An 18,791-nucleotide genomic window follows, 5' to 3' on the forward strand; every position below is an offset into this window, starting at 1 on the left:
ATAGAATAACTTACCAAATATTCAAGATACATTGAATCAAAATATAATAAATGTAATTAAAACTATCAATAATGAAAAAACTAATTAATCCTTCAGCAGTCTTAAATTACATGTTTTGGATGTTTTTGTTGTCATGTACAATTGCAGTCGCCCAAGAAACACGACTTCTTTCCCAACCTGCAATAAGTGATTCTCATATCGCTTTTATTTATGCCGAAGATTTATGGGTGGCAAATAAAGATGGTTCTAACCCTAAACGACTTACCATAGATGAAGGTATTGAATCAAATCCTATTTTCTCTCCTGATGGCACCAAGATTGCATTCAATGCCCAGTATGACGGTAATACTGATGTGTTTATTGTTCCTGTATCTGGTGGTATTCCTAAGCGTCTTACATGGCATCCTTATAACGATATAGTTCGAGATTTTTCTGCAGATGGCTCAAAAGTTATGTTCCTTTCTCAGCGCAACACATACACTAATAGGCATGCGCAACTCTTTACAATATCTATAAATGGTGGTGCCGTTACTCAATTAAAAATTCCAAATGCATTTTGGGCATCATCTTCCGATGATGACAGTCATATGGCTTATACTCCAATTTCTGATGCCTTTGACCAATGGAAACATTATCGCGGTGGTCGTATCTCTCGTATCTGGATTTATAATAACACCTCTCATAAAGTTGAAGAAATTTCAAAACCCACTGGTGGATGCAATGATAGTAACCCGCAATGGTCTGGAGATTACGTTTATTTTAAGAGTGATAGAAACGGAGAATTTAATCTTTATAGTTATAATGTAAACAATAAAGAAATATCACAACTTACAAATTTTAAAGACTTTCCAGTAATTAGTTTATCGGCCAATAAAAATGAAATTATTTTTGAGCAAGCAGGCTATTTACACATATATAACATAGCAGCTAATTCTACTAAAAAATTAAGCATCAATATTAAAACAGACCTGTTAGAGCTTAGACCGCGTTACGTCTCGGACGATGACTATATCAGAAGTGCTAGTATTTCTCCTTCAGGAGCACGTGTAGTATTGGATTATAGAGGCGATATTATAACGGTTCCTGCAAAAAAGGGAGACCCAAAAAACATAACGAATACAACGGGTGTTCATGAAAAAGGTCCAGAGTGGTCACCTGATGGAACATCTATAGCTTATTTTTCGGATGAATCTGGTGAGTATGCGATGCATGTTCAAGATCTTTCTACAGATAACACAAAGAAAATTAAGCTTAACGGCGCGGGATTTTATGCTAATATTCATTGGTCTCCAGATAGCAAAAAATTAAGTTTTGTTGATAACGGTAGAAGTTTATATGTACTTAATATTACTACAAGTAAAATAACTAAAATTGCTTCGGACCAACTTTATACACCTGGTGTTTTTAGAGAATTATTTGGAGACTGGTCATCAGATTCTAACTGGATATCTTATACTACCATTACTGATACTAATTTTGAGCAAGCTCACCTCTACTCTATTTCTGAAAGCAAATCCTATTCGATTTCGGATGGGTTATCAAACATTTCAAGTCCTGTTTTTGACCCTAGCGGAAAATACCTCTATATGCTCGCTTCTACAGATGCTGGTCCAGTTGTAAACTGGTTCGACCAATCAAATCAAGATATGGAATTTAGTAACTCTATTTATTTAGTTACACTTCAAAAAGAAACCTTGTCTCCTTTCTCCAAAGAAAATGACAACGAAGAATTAACTAAGGAATCGAAAGACGAACCAAAGAAAGGCGAAACTAAAAAAGAAGAAAAAGTTGAAATACTAAAAATTGATTGGGATGGTATACATAATAGAATAGTTGATATTCCTGTCCCTTCAGGAATTTACAGAAATCTAAGCGCCCCAAAAGAAGGCGAACTGTATTATCTATCGCGTACCCCTCATGAAAATCAATCCATGCTACATAAATATAGTTTAAAAGACCGAAAGGATGAAACTATAATGCAAGCTGGGTTTTATAGAATTGCGGCTAAAGGTGATAAGACTCTTTATTTTGCTAAAGGAAAAATGGGGATTGCTGATACAGGTAAAAAACCAGATGATGGCTTAGTAAATACAAGTGCAATTCAGGTGAAAATTGACCCAATTGCAGAATGGAAAAATATCTTTAACGAAGCTTGGAGAGTAAACCGAGACTATTTTTACGACCCTGGAATGCATGGAGTTGACTGGGATGCTATGAAAACTAAATATGAAGTGTTCTTACCGCATGTAACTTGCCGTAGCGATTTATATAGAATGATGAGTTGGATGTTCAGCGAATTAGCGGTTGGCCATCATCGTTTTTCTAGCAGAGGTGATCGTATGAATAATCCACAAAGAATAAGCGGAGGCCTTTTAGGTGCCGATTACGAAGTGAGTAACAACCGCTATAAAATCAGTAAAATATATGGCGGTTTAAATTGGAATCCTAACTTACGTTCTCCCTTAACAGAGCCTGGGGTTAATGTAAATGTAGGAGATTATATAATTGCAGTTAATGGAAAAAATGTATCTGCAAACGATAATCTTTATAGTTTTTTTGAAAACACAGCTGATAAAATTATAACTCTAACCGTTAGTTCAAACGCCAATGGTAATGACGCACGAACTGTAAAAGTAACTCCAGTAGGAAACGAACAAGCATTACGCAATAGAGATTGGGTTGAAGGTAATATAAAAAAGGTAGAAGAAGCAACCAATGGTCAAGTGGCTTATGTTTATGTGCCTAACACCGCTGGGGCTGGACATGAATATTTTAAACGCTACTTCTTTCCTCAAGCAACTAAAAAAGCTATTATAATTGATGAGCGCTACAATGGTGGTGGTCAGTTAGCTGATTACTATATTGACATGCTGAAAAAACCTGAACAAGCTTATTGGAATTTTAGATATGGTAAAGATTTAAAATCTCCTAGTGCATCTATACAAGGACCAAAAGTGATGATAGTTGATGAAACTGCAGGTTCAGGAGGGGACTACTTGCCATGGATGTTTAGAAAATTTAAGATTGGAACCATAGTAGGAAAGCGTACTTGGGGTGGTTTAGTAGGGGTTTTAGGATACCCTGAGTTTATAGATGGTGGTATTGTAACCGCACCGAATGTGGCCTTTTATACTGAAGATGGTTTTAGAGTTGAGAACGAAGGAGTTGCTCCTGATATCGATATAGAACAATTACCAGAGCAAGTAATCAAAGGGCAAGACCCTCAATTGGAAAAAGCGATAGAGATAGCATTAAAAGAATTAAAAGAAAATCCGCCAAAAGTTATGAAGCGACCAACCTATCCAATAAAAACTAAGAATTAAAATATGATTCAAAAAGAAGAGGGATTAAAAAGACGGGTTGGCGTATTAGGGCTATCGGCAAACATCGTTAATATTATAATTGGGTCTGGGATTTTTGTGCTTCCAGCTATTGTTGCCAGCTATATGGGAGCCTCCAGTATAATAGCATATTTATTTTGCGGTTTACTAATGGCTATGATTATGCTCTGTTTTGCAGAAGCAGGCAGTAAAGTAACTAATACAGGTGGCCCCTATACCTATATTGAAACAGCGTTTGGAGATTATGCTGGTTTTATAGGTGGTTTTTTTGCTATAGGCAGTAATTTGTTTGCAGACGCAGCAGTATCTAATGCCCTAGTAAATGTTATTGGTTCTGCTTACCCCATTTTCGCAGAAGGGTTACCTCGATTTTTATTCCTATTTATCCTTTTTTATGGCATGGTTTATATTAATGTTATTGGATTAAAACAAGGTATTGGCTTAGTAAAATTTAACACGCTTATGAAACTGATACCGTTACTATTGCTCATAGTTATTGGTTTTAAAGATGTTACAATAAGTAATTTGTATTTTGAAAATATGCCCAGTATTAAAACGTTGGGTGAAACATCGCTTATCTTATTTTTTGCATTTCAAGGCTGTGAAACGGGTATTATAGTTGGCGGAGAGGTTATCAATCCGAAACGCACTATTCCAAAAGCAATTTTAATAAGTATCACCACAGTAGTTGTTATATATGTGTTAATTCAAACGGTATCTCAGGGTGTTTTAGGTAGCGACTTACCAAATTTTAAAGCAGCTCCACTGGCAGAAACTGCCAAAGAAGTTATGGGGTCGTTTGGTTATATGTTTTTAATTATAGGTGCCGTTATTTCCATGTTTGGTTATATGAGCGGTACTATCCTTAACAGCCCAAGAGTAGTTTATGCTCTTTCAAGAGACAAAGTGATTCCTATTAAAGCATTATCTAAAATTCATAAATCGTTTGCAACACCATATATCGCCATTATTGTTTATGCAACCATTGGTTTTATTCTAGCTATCTCGGGTAGTTTTGAACAACTCGCCGTTATAGCAAGTAGCTCAATGTTAATCCTCTATTTAGGAGTTGCCTTGTCTGTAATTAAGCTACGCAAATCTGAAAAAGAAGCTTATGATGGATTTAAAATCCCTGGAGGCTGGACAGTACCTATTTTAGCAATTGCAATAATTATTTATTTTTTATCAAATCTTTCAACAAATGAAATGATTGTAACCGCTATAACAATCTCCGTTTTGAGTTTGATATTTTTAGTGATAAGATTTTTGAAACAAAAAAGTTAATGATAAAATTCTTTAGAAAAATACGCCAACAACTGCTTACCGAAAATAAGTTTTCAAAATATTTATTGTACGCCATAGGAGAGATAGTACTCGTAGTAATTGGTATTCTTATTGCTTTGCAAATCAATAATTGGAATGAAAACAGGAAACAGAAAGCAAAAGTCAATAACTACTTAAAAAGTATGGTAATAGACTTAAATAGTGATACAAAGGCATATGAAAGAATTATAGACAGTTATGAGCTTCAAGTAGAAAATAACACCTTAATTTTTAAAGACAAAAACTATCAAGAATTACCATTGGATTCAATTGTCTCAAAAATTACTAGCTATTATGCCATGCACCAAATAGTAGATCAAACCTATCAAAAAATAAAAAATTCAGGACTTTCAGATAACCTAGGTTCAAAAGAATTAAATGATGCTATTAACAACTATTACTTTAACGGTATAAATTCTTTTAACACCTTTTTACAATATGATAAAGAACGCTCTACAAGAGATGACGATTTATGGTTTCTAACTAATAATTACGAAATAAATCTAGCACATCATGCTACTAAAACTATGGATCTCCCTTTCTCAGAGAGCGAGGAGGCAAGAAAAAAAGCACTCATAACAACAATCGAATCTAACCTTGGCAGAAACTTTCTAAGACACAATATAGACAGAAAAAAAATCGGAATTATAATTGCAAAACAGGTAAAAACCGAAGCAGAAGCACTTATTCAGTTGATTAATGGAGAACTTAATAAATACAAATGATGATTAAATTCTTTAGAAATATCCGTAAAGACTTTCTCAGTGAAGGCAAAACATCAAAATATTTTAAATACGCTATTGGGGAAATTATTTTGGTAGTTGTTGGCATTTTAATTGCACTTCAGGTAAATAATTGGAATGAAATTAGAAAAGATAGAGTTAAAGAAAAAGAGATTTTAAACGAAATTCACAGCGACTTTAAAAACAATCTTGAAGAATTTTATCCTGTAAAACAAAATCAAATAAATACCTTTAATAGTGGTAATATAGTTTTCAGAAACATTTCTAAATTACATATTGTTACATCAAGAGACTCGGTATTTAAGCATGTTACGAATATGTTTGGGGGTTACCCTTATCACCCATCAAACGGGGTTATAGAATCTCTTATAAGTTCGGGAGAAGTGAATTTAATTAGGAATGACACTCTTAGAAGACTTTTGGTATCTTGGAAGGATGTATTAAACGATTATTCTGAAGAAGTTGTTTTTGACCGTAATCTATGGACCAATATGATTGAACCTTACGTCATAAAAAATGGTGATTTTCTAAATTTGGCTAGTGACAAAAACAAAAGACTTTTATTAGATACTGTTTTTATAAACATGCTTGTTAGAAAGCAGTTTTTTCAGAGAAATATTGTTAGAGCCATTTCCGGTGAAAACGGTTTAGAAAAGCATTTAAAAGAAATTGTAAGATTATCAGAAGTTAAGTAAATTATTCTCTTAACCTTCCTGAAAACACACTTACCTTAGAGTTAAACGGATTACCAGAAGCCCGACGCGACATAACAACTTGACCACAATGCCATAAAGCATCAGCTATTGGTCCATTAATTAAATTCCAAAAAGGAAATCTATCATTATCAAATTGTGAAATATTATCTGTAGCTCTTAAAATATCCGAAGTCTGTTTAATATTTAATAAAGTCTGTTTTCGTTTTGCTTCAAAAGTAAGCTCAACGTCTTCATTACTTTGTTTCTCATTTGATATGTTTGTAAGTATAAAATTAGTTAAACCTAACAGATGGTCTATCGTTTCCGCCGAAGTTCTACCCGATTCGCTAGCCTTATAATTTAAGTCCTCAGGCCTTAATCCTTCCGTTGCCCAATAATAACGAAAACCCAAACCATCAACCATTCTTGCTGCAACTGTACCAGCAGTATAGGTTTCTGGATAATCTGGTATTTCGTAATATGGTAATTTTTCTTCTTGTGCCATAACAATCATTGATAAGGTTAAAGCTGATACTAAAATTAGTTTTTTCATTTTAATAAACTTTTAAAACGAGTTCTTAGTTTTTAATTTTTTCTGGGTTAGAAATAGGATTAATGCCATATTTATCAAACAAATAAACCAATGCTGTCATAGTTGCTGCACCTAATTCCAACTCACGTTTATTCACAGCATCAAACGTGTCATTACTTGCGTGATGATAATCGAAATAACGTTGTGAATCAGGTCTTAACCCAGCTAACACATTGGTATCTGTTTTTAAGGGTCCAACGTCGGCACCACTTCCTCCTTTTTCAAAATAGTGAATTAAATAAGGCTTAAAAAGTGCTTGCCAGCTTAATACTTGACTAAAAGCAGCATCAGAACAATCAAAACTAAAACCGCGAGGTGTAAATCCGCCCGAATCACTTTCCAACGCAAACACATGATTTTCACCTTTTTGTTTTGCTACTTCGGCATATTTATTTCCGCCACGTAACCCGTTTTCTTCATTCATAAATAATACAACTCTTATGCTTCGTTTAGGTTTTATTCCTGACTCTTTTAACAGTCTTAACACGTCCATTGATTGGACTACTCCAGCGCCATCATCATGTGAACCGTCACCTAAATCCCAAGAATCTAAATGACCACCTACAACCATATATTCGTTAGGATATTCACTACCAGTAATCTGACCAATAACATTATACGATTGTACATCTGCTAGTTGTTTACAATTTTGCTTAAAGTAAAATTTAACTGAGTCATCTAAGGCTAACATCGTACTTAATAACTCCGCGTCATTAGTACTAATAGCAGCTGAAGGAATACGCCTTTCAACAGGTAAGTCGTCATATGTCATGCTTCCTGTGTGTGGTAAATCATCAAGTCTTAAATTCATCGAGCGTACAATTACACCTACAGCACCATATTTTGCTGCTTCAACTGCGCCTTGATAACGCTGATTTACACAACCACCATAAGCTTCAAAGGTGTGAATTAAATCTGCTTGCATTGGTCTATTATAAAAGACGATTTTACCTTCAACTTTTTCTTTACCTAATTGCTCTAATTCTTCAAAACTTTTTACCTCAACTACATTTGCTTTCAAGCCCAATGCTGGTGTTGCTATAGAACCACCTAAAGCACAAATATTTACATTGGTTGTTTTACCTGGTTTGGTTTCTATAAAAGCAAACTCTTTAGCACCTCTTACCCATCTTGGTACCATGACAGGTTGTAACCACACCTTATCTAAACCTAACTTTTCTAATTCTTCTTTGGTATAAGCTACCGCCTTTTCTGCACCTAATGAACCCGACAATCTACTCCCTATTTGATTTGACAAATGATTTAACCAATCGTAACTTTTGCCATTGGTTAAGGATTGTGTATAAATGGTTTTTATGACTTCCTCGTCCGTTTGTGAATAAATATTTAAAGTAAATAGGATGAATATTATATAAGTAAGTTGCTTCATAAATTATTTTTTTTGAGTTTAAAAATACTACTTCTTTAAAAATAGCATGTACTTGCGAAACATAAATTTGTGTTAAGAATTTTACCCCATGCGTTAACGATTGAGCAATTGTTGGAGCTCTCCCAATAATTTTGGGAAGCGACTTGCGAATGCGTGTTAAAACGCCCAAAACCTATTCATTATTGAGTTGTTGCTTGTATAAGTCAATATTAGCCTTAGTTTCATCGTCTAATTCTGGCTCTTGTATATCGGTGTAAGTTTTTAAGGTGTCATACATAGTTTTTGCTACCAAATATCTGGCAGTTGGTTTATCGTCCGCAGGAATAATATACCAAGGCGCGTGAGGTTTAGAACTTCTATTTATCGCCTCTTCATAACATTCTTGGTACTTATCCCAAAGTTTACGCTCTTTTAAGTCGCCTGACGAAAACTTCCAGTTTTTTTCTTTTTTATCTAAACGACGTAATAATCTATTTTTTTGTTCTTGTTTTGAAAGGTTAAGAAAAAACTTAAAAATAATTGTGCCGTTTTCAGTTATGTGCTTTTCAAAGTTATTGATTTGTTCGAAGCGTTTATCCCAAAATTCGTCATTGATGTCTTCTATGGATTTTACAGAAGGTATTTTTTCGCCTAAAATATACCCTGGATGTACTCTGGTAACCAATACATTTTCGTAGTGTGTTCTATTAAAAACACTAAATTTACCGCGTTCGGGAAGTGCAATATAGTGCCTCCATAAATAATCATGACCTAATTCTAATTCGGTTGGCACTTTAAAACTGTGCACAACTACACCTCTTGCATTAAAATCTTTAAACACTTCTCGTATTAAGCTATCTTTCCCAGATGTATCCATACCCTGTAAACAAACCAAAACAGCATATTTGTCATGAGCGTATAAGGTATCTTGAAGTTTTCCTAATTTTCTCCTTACATCTTTAAGCGCTGATTTTGCATCTTCAATAACAACTTTTGTTTGCGATTTTTTTAGTGATATGTTTGAAGTTACTTTGTAGTTATTAGTTTCTATTTCCTTCATTTCTTATTTAACAATGATTAATCCATAAATATAGTGAATTCATAATTTCGATGAAATGCACACTAGTCTATTATCTTTTTAATACATTCGCTCTACCTATTTATGTAACCAACCCCAAAATCATGAAACATTTTTACCTATTATTTTTTTTGTTTCCTTCTTTAATCATAAACGCACAATCAAATTGTGATGAAGCCAATTCTTATATTTTAAGTGCATATTCACACGTTAAAGATGCGTATGAGGCCAATAATATTAGTCATTTAAAATATTACGCCAATCGCTCGTTAGAATCCTTTAAATTATCTAAAAAAACACTTGCTGATTGTAATTGTGAAACAGCTACAAACCTAACCAATAAAAGCATGGATCTTTTAGCAAAAGTTGAAGATGTAGAAACTTATGAAGATGGTCGGTTTTTTGTAAAACGTGCTAGAGATATAAGTAAGGAGTGTATTATTGAAATTGACAAATGCTCGGTAAACTCCAATAAAAAATCAACCACTATTAGTGAAAATACAGAACTTTTAGATTTACAAAGTGAGCAATTAAAATTGAAGAAACAACAAGAGGCTTTAAAGCTAAAAGAGGAAGAAATAAAAACAAAATTGGCTCAACAAAACGAAGAAACGTTAATGCTTAAAAAAAAGCAATTAGTACTTTCATACAAAAGCGCCATTTCTTCAAATATTAAAACTTATAACGATGTTTTAAAAATTTGTGATTGTAATCATGAACAAATAAAAGAGGTTGATAATCTTGAAGACATAAATTCAGAAAGCCTTGCATCTATTAGGACTTATTACACCAACAATCTTAAAACATTAGCTTCAAATTATTTGGCACAACTTAACTCGTGTGAATAACTTGAAGTTACTATTTTAAAAATGCATTTTCATGCCTTCATGTGTTGATTTAAATCCTAAATCTTCATAAAATTTAATAGCTTTAGGTCTTTGTTTGTCTGTTGTTAGTTGCAAAACGTGAGCATTTCTTTTCTTTGCTCTTTCAATGGCCCATTCAAACATTTTTTTTCCTAGTCCGATTCCTCTTTGGTCCTTTCTAATTCTTACAGCCTCAATTTGAGCTCTAACACCTCCTTGATATGTTAAGTATTGAATAAAAGTAAGTTGTAAGGTTCCTATTATTTCAGAATTATTATTCTCAACAACTATTATTTCTTGATTGCTGTCTGAATTTATTTTTTCAAAGGCTTTAAGGTATTCATTTGGAAGCGGGATTTTATAATTTTCCCGTTTCATACCTAGTTCATCATCAGCAATCATTTGAATAATTTGAGGTAAATCATTTTTAGTTGCTTTTCTGAACTTCATTTTAATTATTATTTACTAGCAAATGCTTTAACGTCTTGCTCACTTACTTCGCTGCCCCCTAAAATAATTAAGCGTTCAATAACATTACGAAGTTCCCTGATATTTCCTGTCCAATCATACTCCTGTAGCAATTTAATAGCCTTATCTGAAAACGTTTTTTTAGCGGTTCCTTGTTCTTCCGAAATTTTCTCTGAGAAATGATTTATCAATAAGGGAATATCATCACGTCTTTCATTTAATGATGGTACTTTTATTAAAATAACGGCAAGTCTATGATATAAATCTTCTCGAAATTTACCATCTTCAATTTCTTTTTTTAAGTCCTTGTTTGTAGCCGCTATAACGCGTACATCCACTTTAATATCCTTATCGCTACCAACACGCTGAATTCTGCTTTCTTGTAAAGCCCGAAGCACTTTAGCTTGAGCAGACAAACTCATGTCTCCTATTTCATCTAAAAAAATAGTACCTCCATTTGCTGCTTCAAATTTTCCAGCCCTATCCTTTGCTGCACTCGTAAAAGCACCTTTTACATGACCAAACAATTCACTTTCAATAAGTTCAGAAGGGATAGCTGCACAATTTACCTCTATCATGTTTCCATTAGCTCTGTCACTTTTTTGATGTAACCAATGTGCAACAAGTTCCTTTCCGGTTCCATTTGGTCCAGTAATAAGCACTCGGGCATCGGTTGGAGCTACTTTATCAATAATATCTTTAATTTGAGTGATGGCACTACTCTCGCCTATCATCTCATATTTTTTACTTACTTTTTTCTTAAGAATTTTGTTTTCAACAACTAGTTCTTTTCGATCCAAAGCATTTCTAACCGTATTTAGGAGTCTATTTAAATCTGGTGGTTTCGAAATATAATCAAAGGCTCCTAAACGCATCGTGTTAACAGCCGTATCCAAATCACCATGACCTGAAATCATAACAATAGGAATTTCCGGTTTTAATTTTTTAATCGCTTCTAACACTTCAACACCATCCATTTTAGGCATTTTAATGTCACACAATACTAGATCAAAATCTTCATTCTTAATTTTTTCAACTCCAGATAAACCATCTTCTGATTCTTCAACTTGATAAGTATCATTTTCTTCTGAAAGAATTTTTATAAGTACACGTCTTATCGCTGCTTCGTCTTCTATTACTAATATTTTTGACATCTCTATATTTTAAATTTTATTCCTGTTCTTAAATAAAACGCATTTACATCGTCTAATTTATAAATTTCATCTCGGTTTTTATTTCGTAATACATTATTTAATCTGAATGTATAACCTGTATACAAATACCCTACCAAATGTTTTGTAAATAGATATTCATAACCTAAACCAATGACAGCAACAGATAGTGAAATATGATCAACACTTTCTCCATTTACAATTGAAGGTTCTTGCAAATGTGCTAAATATCCATCTAAAGCTAGAAAGGATTGAATGTTATTTTTGCTATTAATTGAATATTTTAAGTTAGTTTTTGGCACACCCAAATTAAAACTCCATGTTTCATTAATCTCTCTATGATAGCTTACAAAAGGCAACGGAAACGGCAAACCTGTTGTAGCATTGTAGGTTAACCCTAATATTAATCGGTATGGACGTTTTAAGCTTTCTTCTTTACTCCTATCTGCAATAAAAAAGATACCACCATTCATGAAATAATCATCAGAATTCAATTGCTTAGTTAACGTTGAAGCTATTCTTGGATTAAAATTAACACCAAATCGCCAAGTTTCATTAAGCTTAAAAGTATATCCAAGATTTAAATCTATGATATGAACTTTATTTAAGCCTGATACATCGAATGGATAATCATCTTCTAGATTTAATAAAATACGATTATACTCAGCGCCTACTATAAAATAAGAGTCGTTTTTAAGTTCAATAGGGTAATTAAAAAGAGCTTTTAACCGTGTATATTGGTCTTCAGAATTGCTTTTTGGAATAAACGAATATTCTAACCTAGCTAAATCCGTAAGTTGAGCAAATGAAAAATGTGTAATAAAAAACAAACCAACCATTAAAATCAATCCGCTTTTTCTAAATGCCATAATTTTTAAGATGGTTAGGTTTATTTACTATCAGAATTATTCTTGAATTGTATGTTTTGATCGGGTTTTTGAATAATGTGTATATCTCTTTGTGGGAAAGGAATGCTGATGTTATTTTCTCTAAACAATTTATCAATTTCAAAACGTATATCACTCTTAGGAAACTGAGCTTTAAAACTATCCCCTAAAGTAAAAACGATTTTGAAGTTTAACGAACTATCGCCAAAATCTGAAAATACAACGGTTGGCTCAGGTTCACTAATAACTTCTGGATGTGTGCTTGCCGCTTGCAATAAGAGCTTTTTAACTAATTGAACATCGCTACCATAAGCAACACCAACCTCTACTGATTCTCTGGTAGTAGTACCATTTTGTGTCCAGTTATATAAACTATTCTCTAAATATAAATGGTTAGGTATTACCAAAACTTTGTTATCCAGGGTTACTGCTCTGGTTGTACGAAGCTTAATTTCTTCAACCCTTCCTACTTTACCATCAATTTCAATAATATCACCTACATGAACAGACTGATCGATAAGAATAAAAACCCCGGAAATAATATCCTGAAATAAGGTTTGCAATGCTAAACCAATACCTATTAATAATGCCGCTGATGCCGCAAAAACTGCCGTGACGTTAACACCTACCGAATGAAGCGTTATGAGCAGAATAATAAGGTAAATGAGCCACCTAAAATAGCTATAAACAACATTAAATTTTGATTTATCGTCTTGAGGAAGATTTCTAGTTATAACTCTTAAAACAATTCTTAAAATTATAGAAGTAATAAAAATAACCGTTACTATAACTAGCAAATCAAGAATTGAGATACTTATTTTTTCTGTAAAGTCTATATGCAAATTAAGGAATGTTTTAATATTATCCCATATAGAACTTTCAGTTATCGCTTCTTCTATTTTTTCAAAATCTTGTGTCATTTTTAATATTTAATCCATTTAATGAGTTCTTTATAGCTTGGTTTTTTTCCATACATTAAAATACCAACTCTATATATTTTTGATGCAAACCAAACGGTAAACATAAAGGTACCAATTAATAATAATAACGAAACTAATTGTTGCCATATTGGTACCCCAAACGGTATACGCATAAGCATAACCACAGGCGATGTAAGCGGGATAAACGAAAATACGGTTGAAACCGTACCATGTGGGTCTTCAATTACCGTAAAAATACCAATATACACCGCTAAAATTAACGGCATTATAATAGGTAATAAAAACTGTTGTGTATCGGTCTCGTTATCAACGGCTGCACCAATAGCAGCATACAACGAGCTGTATAGCAAATAACCACTGATAAAAAATAAAATAAATGCTATAATTAAATTAGTAATAGGCAAATTATAGAATGCATTTATTAAATTTTGAATTTGAGAATTGGCTTCTGGCGATTCCATTGCTTGTTGCAACATATCTTGCTGTGGGCTTTGCATCATATCAATACCAAAAACTAACGATATGATAGTCATTAAAACACCTCCTAAAATTATCCAAATTACAAACTGCGTTATCCCAGCTAATGAAGTGCCAATAATTTTACCCAGCATCAATTGTACTGGTTTTACCGATGAAATAATTACTTCAATAATTCTACTCGTTTTTTCCTCAATAACGCTACGCATAATCATGTTCCCATAAATGATGATAAACATAAATAGCAAATACCCTGCTGCTCCACCAAAAATTAACTTCACTACGCTATCAATTTTTGAGGTTTTTTCGCCCTCAAAACTTTCTTGGGCTATATCAACATAAACTTTAGAAGCATTAATCATGCTTACATCAACTCCTTGCTGTTCTAATTTTATATTAGTTAATTTTTTCTCTAATTGATTTTCAAGATTTGAAATTATACTAATAGACGGAGATTCTTCCGAATAAAATTCTATATGATTTGAGATGTCATCAACATTACTAAACTTATCAATATGTAAAAGTCCGTATGACGATGTTTCTTTTACAATAGCTTTCGCATCCGATAAAGACATGTTATGCAATATATTGTACTTCGTTTTTTCAGTGCTTTGAAAAGCGCTTTCTACCAATCCTGATTCATCTAAAATTGAAATAGTTCGAACTTTATCGTTATTTAATTGTGATAAATAGGCAACAACTGATATAAGTGCAATCATTATTATCGGACTTAAAATAGTCATCACAATAAAAGATTTATTCTTAACCTTAGTTAAGTACTCACGTTTTATAATTAATGGTAAATGATTCATTTTAGTTATTCTTTACAGTTTGAATAAAAATATCGTTAACACTTGGTATCAATTCTACAAAATGAGACACATCTCCTTTTGAAGTGAGAAAATTAAGCAAGTCATTTGGTGCGTCACCATTAAGCTTAATATTTAGCTTTAACTCATCTTCTAAACTTTTGAAATTTGCTTTTGATACTTCGAATTTTTCAGATAATTCTTTTTGCAAAACTGCTTTATTGTTTGTTCTAATACCAACTTCGAAAGTGTTAATTTTATATTGACGTTTTATATCAATAAGTCTACCATCTAGTATTTTATTAGATTGATGTATCAATGCAATATCATCACAGAGCTCTTCAACGGATTCCATTCTATGTGTTGAAAAAATAACCGTAGCACCATCTTCCCGTAATCGTAGTATTTCATCTTTTATTAAGTTGGCATTTATAGGGTCGAAGCCCGAAAAAGGTTCATCAAAAATTAATAATTTAGGTTGATGAAGCACCGTTACTACAAACTGTATTTTTTGAGCCATCCCTTTTGAAAGCTCTTGTATTTTTTTATTCCACCAATCGCCAATTTCTAAACGCTCAAACCAATATTTTAAACGCGTTTTAGCTTCCGCTTTACTCAAACCTTTTAATTGCGCTAAATATAAAGCCTGCTCGCCTACCTTCATAGATTTGTATAACCCACGTTCTTCTGGTAAATAACCAATGTCTTTTATGTGATTTTCATTTAGAGCTTCACCATCTAAATGAACCGTGCCATTATCTGGCATAGTTATTTGATTTATAACTCGTATTAGCGTAGTTTTTCCAGCTCCGTTAGGTCCTAATAATCCAAATATACTGCCTTTAGGAACTGCAATTGATACATTATTTAGGGCTTTAAAATCTCCAAAATTTTTAGAAACCTTATTAACTTCAAGTAAGTTACTCATTCGTATTTTTTAAATGTCTAGTAGTTTGTAAATATATTAAATGTTGAGTGAGACCTCAATGTTTTTAATATAAATAATAATAAATACGTGATAAATTTTAATGCTTTTTAATATCATTCATAAAAAAACAAAACCCATCCTTAAAACAAATTAAGGATGGGAAAAAAATTGCTATGAAAAAGAAAAATTATCACTAAAGTTAATTAGTGATAGTCAAATATAACTTTTTTTTTACAACTAATTGCAAAACTATTTGATAAGTTATCGATTAAATAAAAAAATTCCGTTATCTAACGGAATTTTTAATATCAAATAAAATATTCATAATTAAGAGAACATATCCTTAACTTTTTCGAAAAAAGATTTATCAGAACTCTCTGGTTTAGGCACAAAATGTTCATCATCTTGCATCGCTTCAAAGAATTCTTTTTGTTGCTTGTTTAGTGTTTTTGGTGTCCAAACATTAACATGTACCAATAAATCTCCTTTGCCATAACCATTAATACTTGGTATACCTTTTCCGCGTAAGCGTAGAATTTTACCAGATTGCACACCTGCTTCTACTTTAATACGCACTTTACCTGTTACGGTATCAATTTCTTTTGAAGTTCCTAAAACAGCATCTGGATAACTTATATATAAATCATAATGTAAGTTATCACCTTCGCGTTGTAATTTATCGTGTTGCTCTTCTTCAATAACGACAATTAAATCTCCAGAAAAACCATTACCTGGTGCTTCATTTCCTTTTCCAGATACTTTAAGTTGCATACCATCCACGACTCCTGCTGGTATTTTAATAGAAACCGTTTCTTCAGCTACTTTTAAACCTTGAGCATCAGCATCACTTGGTTTTTTATCAATGGTTTCTCCTGCGCCACCACACACATTACATGGCGACGACGTTTGCATTCTACCTAAAATTGTGTTAGCAATACGAGTTACTTGCCCTGAGCCATTACAAGTAGAACATGTTTTATAACTAGTTCCAGGAGCTTGAACTTTACGTTTTACTTTTATTTTCTTTTCAACACCATTAGCTATTTCTTCCAAAGTAAGTTTTACGCGAATACGCAAATTGCTTCCTTTTACACGACGCTGACCTCCGCCGCCGCCAAAACCAGAAAAACCTCCGCCACCAAAAGCACCTCCAAAAATATCACCAAACTGACTGAATATATCATCCATATTCATGCCACCACCGCCAAAGCCACCACCGCCTTCAAAGGCTTGATGCCCAAATTGGTCGTAACGCGATTTTTTATCAGGGTCGCTTAAAACTTCGTAAGCCTCAGCGGCCTCTTTAAATTTTGCTTCTGCCGTTTTATCATCTGGGTTTTTATCAGGATGAAACTCTATCGCTTTTTTACGATATGCCTTTTTTATTTCGGCTGCAGATGCCCCTTTACTAACCCCTAATATTTCGTAATAATCTCTTTTTGCCATGTTTTTGGTTTATTGTCCGATAACAACTTTAGGAAAACGAATTACTTTATCGCCCAGTTTATAACCTTTTTCAATAACATCTATAATCTTTCCTTTTAAGTCATCAGAAGGTGCTGGTATTTGTGTAATAGCTTCATGATCATCTGCATTAAAAACATCGCCTTTCTCTACTTTAATAGATTTTAAGCCTTTTAACTCTAAAGTATTTATTAATTTTTGATAAATTAATAAAACGCCCTTCCTTAATTCCTCGGCTTCCTTATCTTCTTCAATATGGTTTAAAGCACGCTCAAAATCATCAAGAACGGGCAACAATGTTTTCATAACATCTTCACTTGCCGTAGAAAATAACTCAACTCGCTCTCTAGAGGTACGTTTTTTATAGTTTTCAAATTCTGCAAATAGCCTTAAAAACTTTTCTTTTTCTTGTTGTAATTCTTCTTTCAATTTATCTTCTACTGTTAGTTCTTCTACTGCTTGTTCTTCAACCTCGGCAGTTTGAGTTTGAGAATTTACAACGTCTTCTATCTCTTTCTTATCTTTTTTGTCCTTTTTACTCATCGCTAAATTTTAATTTTTGCAATACTAAAATTAGTTGGCAAAAGTACTGCCATTATTATTAAAATGCCATAATGTCATTAAAATATTTTCTTTATAAAATATTTAAGAATTTTTTCCTCAATAAATACTATATTTATAGCTAAAATTAAACCCAAAAACTAATATTAAAATGAAAAAGAATTTTTTAAGTATTACCATTATTTCTGCTTTAACATTGTTTATAGTTTCGTGCAAAGACAAAGCTAAAGAAGCTACTACAGTTGAAGCCGAAGCAGTTACTGAAGTAACACCCGAAACTGTATATACTGCAGATGCGGGGGCAAGTACTATTGAGTGGCAAGGATTTAAGCCAACTGGTTCACATAACGGTACTATAAGTTTAGAAAGCGGTACTTTAAATACCACCGATGGAAAAATCTCTGGTGGATTGTTTACTATTGATATGGCTTCGATAGTAGATTTAGATATTCCTGCGGACAAAGAAGGCAATGCCAAATTAGTAGGTCATTTAAAGAGTCCTGATTTTTTTGATGTTGAAAAATACCCAACAGCTAAATTTGAAATTACTGGTATTAATGAAACCGAAGGTAAAACCATGCTTTCTGGTAATTTAACGTTGAAAGATGCAACAAACAACATTACTTTTCCGGTGTCTGTATCTCAAGAAAATGATTCTATTACCTTAGCAAGTGAAACCTTTACAATAGACCGCTCGAAATGGAATGTAAAATTTGGCTCAAAATCATTTTTTGATGATTTAGGCGATAAATTTATTAATGACGATATTGAATTGAAAATTAAGGTTAAGGCGGCTAAGTCTTAATACATTAAAAAAAACAAAAATCTCAAAAGCCACACTTTAAATTAGGGTGGTTTTTTTTGTGCTTACAACTTGACTTTGTAAAAATTTTCTGCTACCTTCGTTTAACGTTGGATATATAACATTAAAACGTTTTCATATCCGAAATAGTTGTTAGCTACCATTTGAACTCACTCATACGTATTCAACCTATGAATAAAAAAATCTTAATATTTTTTATTTCCTTGATATTGATTTCTTGTAAAAAGGAAATTGAATATGGTGCGAATAAATTT

At 32.8% G+C, this 18,791-nt stretch carries 17 protein-coding genes; 6 read left to right on the top strand and 11 right to left on the bottom strand.

All coding sequences use genetic code 11. The features are described from left to right. Positions 1–71: 71 nt before the first annotated feature. Genes L3X39_RS14210 through L3X39_RS14225 form a run of 4 tightly spaced genes read left to right on the top strand, consistent with a single transcriptional unit; the run spans position 72 to position 6,102 of the window. Positions 72–3,323, top strand: a complete 3,252-nt coding sequence (locus L3X39_RS14210; RefSeq protein ID WP_237232525.1) for a S41 family peptidase — start codon at positions 72–74, stop codon at positions 3,321–3,323. Between the two features lie 3 nt (positions 3,324–3,326). Beyond that, on the top strand, positions 3,327–4,625 hold the full coding sequence (locus L3X39_RS14215) for an APC family permease (RefSeq protein WP_237232526.1): 1,299 nt from the start codon (positions 3,327–3,329) through the stop codon (positions 4,623–4,625). After that, entirely contained in the window at positions 4,625–5,389 is a 765-nt protein-coding gene (locus L3X39_RS14220; RefSeq protein ID WP_237232527.1) for a DUF6090 family protein, read from the top strand. Before L3X39_RS14215 ends, L3X39_RS14220 begins: the two co-directional genes overlap by 1 nt. Continuing rightward, complete coding sequence (locus tag L3X39_RS14225; protein WP_237232528.1) at positions 5,386–6,102, top strand: DUF6090 family protein; 717 nt, start codon at positions 5,386–5,388, stop codon at positions 6,100–6,102. The genes L3X39_RS14220 and L3X39_RS14225 overlap by 4 nt, the downstream gene beginning before the upstream one ends. A 1-nt stretch (position 6,103) precedes the next feature. On the opposite strand, the gene L3X39_RS14230 is transcribed toward L3X39_RS14225, so the two are convergent. From L3X39_RS14230 to L3X39_RS14240, 3 genes are all read right to left on the bottom strand, one after another. Then, positions 6,104–6,655, bottom strand: coding sequence for a hypothetical protein (locus L3X39_RS14230; RefSeq protein WP_237232529.1), 552 nt, complete (start codon positions 6,653–6,655; stop codon positions 6,104–6,106). A gap of 25 nt (positions 6,656–6,680) precedes the next feature. Continuing rightward, the gene (locus tag L3X39_RS14235; protein WP_237232530.1) at positions 6,681–8,084 is read right to left on the bottom strand and encodes a M20/M25/M40 family metallo-hydrolase; all 1,404 of its coding nucleotides are present in this window, start codon (positions 8,082–8,084) and stop codon (positions 6,681–6,683) included. A gap of 172 nt (positions 8,085–8,256) precedes the next feature. After that, positions 8,257–9,123, bottom strand: coding sequence for a PPK2 family polyphosphate kinase (locus L3X39_RS14240; RefSeq protein WP_237232531.1), 867 nt, complete (start codon positions 9,121–9,123; stop codon positions 8,257–8,259). A 122-nt stretch (positions 9,124–9,245) separates the two neighbouring features. Between L3X39_RS14240 and L3X39_RS14245 the strand changes: the two genes are divergently transcribed. Then, positions 9,246–9,989: a hypothetical protein gene (locus L3X39_RS14245; RefSeq protein ID WP_237232532.1), complete on the top strand. Its 744-nt coding sequence runs from the start codon at positions 9,246–9,248 to the stop codon at positions 9,987–9,989. A gap of 15 nt (positions 9,990–10,004) precedes the next feature. Here L3X39_RS14245 and L3X39_RS14250 read toward each other — a convergent pair whose 3' ends face one another. The 8 genes from L3X39_RS14250 to L3X39_RS14285 all read right to left on the bottom strand — a co-directional run bounded on the left by L3X39_RS14250 (position 10,005) and on the right by L3X39_RS14285 (position 17,696). After that, positions 10,005–10,457 (bottom strand): GNAT family N-acetyltransferase, encoded by a 453-nt coding sequence (locus L3X39_RS14250; RefSeq protein ID WP_237232533.1) that lies wholly within the window; start codon positions 10,455–10,457, stop codon positions 10,005–10,007. Positions 10,458–10,465: 8 nt separating this feature from the next. Then, the gene (locus tag L3X39_RS14255; RefSeq protein ID WP_237232534.1) at positions 10,466–11,629 is read right to left on the bottom strand and encodes a sigma-54-dependent transcriptional regulator; all 1,164 of its coding nucleotides are present in this window, start codon (positions 11,627–11,629) and stop codon (positions 10,466–10,468) included. 2 nt (positions 11,630–11,631) lie between these two features. Next, entirely contained in the window at positions 11,632–12,516 is an 885-nt protein-coding gene (locus L3X39_RS14260; protein ID WP_237232535.1) for a DUF6268 family outer membrane beta-barrel protein, read from the bottom strand. A 20-nt stretch (positions 12,517–12,536) separates the two neighbouring features. Further along, positions 12,537–13,454, bottom strand: coding sequence for a mechanosensitive ion channel family protein (locus L3X39_RS14265; RefSeq protein WP_237232536.1), 918 nt, complete (start codon positions 13,452–13,454; stop codon positions 12,537–12,539). 2 nt (positions 13,455–13,456) lie between these two features. Continuing rightward, positions 13,457–14,764 (bottom strand): ABC transporter permease, encoded by a 1,308-nt coding sequence (locus L3X39_RS14270; protein WP_237232537.1) that lies wholly within the window; start codon positions 14,762–14,764, stop codon positions 13,457–13,459. A 1-nt stretch (position 14,765) separates the two neighbouring features. Then, entirely contained in the window at positions 14,766–15,689 is a 924-nt protein-coding gene (locus L3X39_RS14275) for an ABC transporter ATP-binding protein (protein ID WP_237232538.1), read from the bottom strand. A 327-nt stretch (positions 15,690–16,016) separates the two neighbouring features. Then, complete coding sequence (gene dnaJ / locus L3X39_RS14280) at positions 16,017–17,135, bottom strand: molecular chaperone DnaJ (RefSeq protein ID WP_237232539.1); 1,119 nt, start codon at positions 17,133–17,135, stop codon at positions 16,017–16,019. Between the two features lie 9 nt (positions 17,136–17,144). Continuing rightward, positions 17,145–17,696: a nucleotide exchange factor GrpE gene (locus L3X39_RS14285; protein WP_237232540.1), complete on the bottom strand. Its 552-nt coding sequence runs from the start codon at positions 17,694–17,696 to the stop codon at positions 17,145–17,147. A 169-nt stretch (positions 17,697–17,865) separates the two neighbouring features. On the opposite strand from L3X39_RS14285, the gene L3X39_RS14290 reads away from it, so the two are divergent. Further along, a complete protein-coding gene (locus L3X39_RS14290; protein ID WP_237232541.1) occupies positions 17,866–18,519 on the top strand; it encodes a YceI family protein in 654 nt (217 codons plus the stop codon). The last annotated feature ends 272 nt before the right edge of the window (positions 18,520–18,791 follow it).

Source organism: Flaviramulus multivorans (assembly GCF_021728415.1).
Taxonomy (GTDB): Bacteria; Bacteroidota; Bacteroidia; order Flavobacteriales; family Flavobacteriaceae; genus Sabulilitoribacter; species Sabulilitoribacter multivorans.

Excerpts from the sequence above, each read along its gene's own strand:
- L3X39_RS14210 (WP_237232525.1), top strand. The coding sequence starts at position 72 with ATGAAAAAACTAATTAATCCTTCAGCAGTCTTAAATTACATGTTTTGG.
- L3X39_RS14215 (WP_237232526.1), top strand. The coding sequence starts at position 3,327 with ATGATTCAAAAAGAAGAGGGATTAAAAAGACGGGTTGGCGTATTAGGG.
- L3X39_RS14220 (WP_237232527.1), top strand. The coding sequence starts at position 4,625 with ATGATAAAATTCTTTAGAAAAATACGCCAACAACTGCTTACCGAAAAT.
- L3X39_RS14225 (WP_237232528.1), top strand. The coding sequence starts at position 5,386 with ATGATGATTAAATTCTTTAGAAATATCCGTAAAGACTTTCTCAGTGAA.
- L3X39_RS14230 (WP_237232529.1), bottom strand. The coding sequence starts at position 6,655 with ATGAAAAAACTAATTTTAGTATCAGCTTTAACCTTATCAATGATTGTT.
- L3X39_RS14235 (WP_237232530.1), bottom strand. The coding sequence starts at position 8,084 with ATGAAGCAACTTACTTATATAATATTCATCCTATTTACTTTAAATATT.
- L3X39_RS14240 (WP_237232531.1), bottom strand. The coding sequence starts at position 9,123 with ATGAAGGAAATAGAAACTAATAACTACAAAGTAACTTCAAACATATCA.
- L3X39_RS14245 (WP_237232532.1), top strand. The coding sequence starts at position 9,246 with ATGAAACATTTTTACCTATTATTTTTTTTGTTTCCTTCTTTAATCATA.
- L3X39_RS14250 (WP_237232533.1), bottom strand. The coding sequence starts at position 10,457 with ATGAAGTTCAGAAAAGCAACTAAAAATGATTTACCTCAAATTATTCAA.
- L3X39_RS14255 (WP_237232534.1), bottom strand. The coding sequence starts at position 11,629 with ATGTCAAAAATATTAGTAATAGAAGACGAAGCAGCGATAAGACGTGTA.
- L3X39_RS14260 (WP_237232535.1), bottom strand. The coding sequence starts at position 12,516 with ATGGCATTTAGAAAAAGCGGATTGATTTTAATGGTTGGTTTGTTTTTT.
- L3X39_RS14265 (WP_237232536.1), bottom strand. The coding sequence starts at position 13,454 with ATGACACAAGATTTTGAAAAAATAGAAGAAGCGATAACTGAAAGTTCT.
- L3X39_RS14270 (WP_237232537.1), bottom strand. The coding sequence starts at position 14,764 with ATGAATCATTTACCATTAATTATAAAACGTGAGTACTTAACTAAGGTT.
- L3X39_RS14275 (WP_237232538.1), bottom strand. The coding sequence starts at position 15,689 with ATGAGTAACTTACTTGAAGTTAATAAGGTTTCTAAAAATTTTGGAGAT.
- dnaJ (WP_237232539.1), bottom strand. The coding sequence starts at position 17,135 with ATGGCAAAAAGAGATTATTACGAAATATTAGGGGTTAGTAAAGGGGCA.
- L3X39_RS14285 (WP_237232540.1), bottom strand. The coding sequence starts at position 17,696 with ATGAGTAAAAAGGACAAAAAAGATAAGAAAGAGATAGAAGACGTTGTA.
- L3X39_RS14290 (WP_237232541.1), top strand. The coding sequence starts at position 17,866 with ATGAAAAAGAATTTTTTAAGTATTACCATTATTTCTGCTTTAACATTG.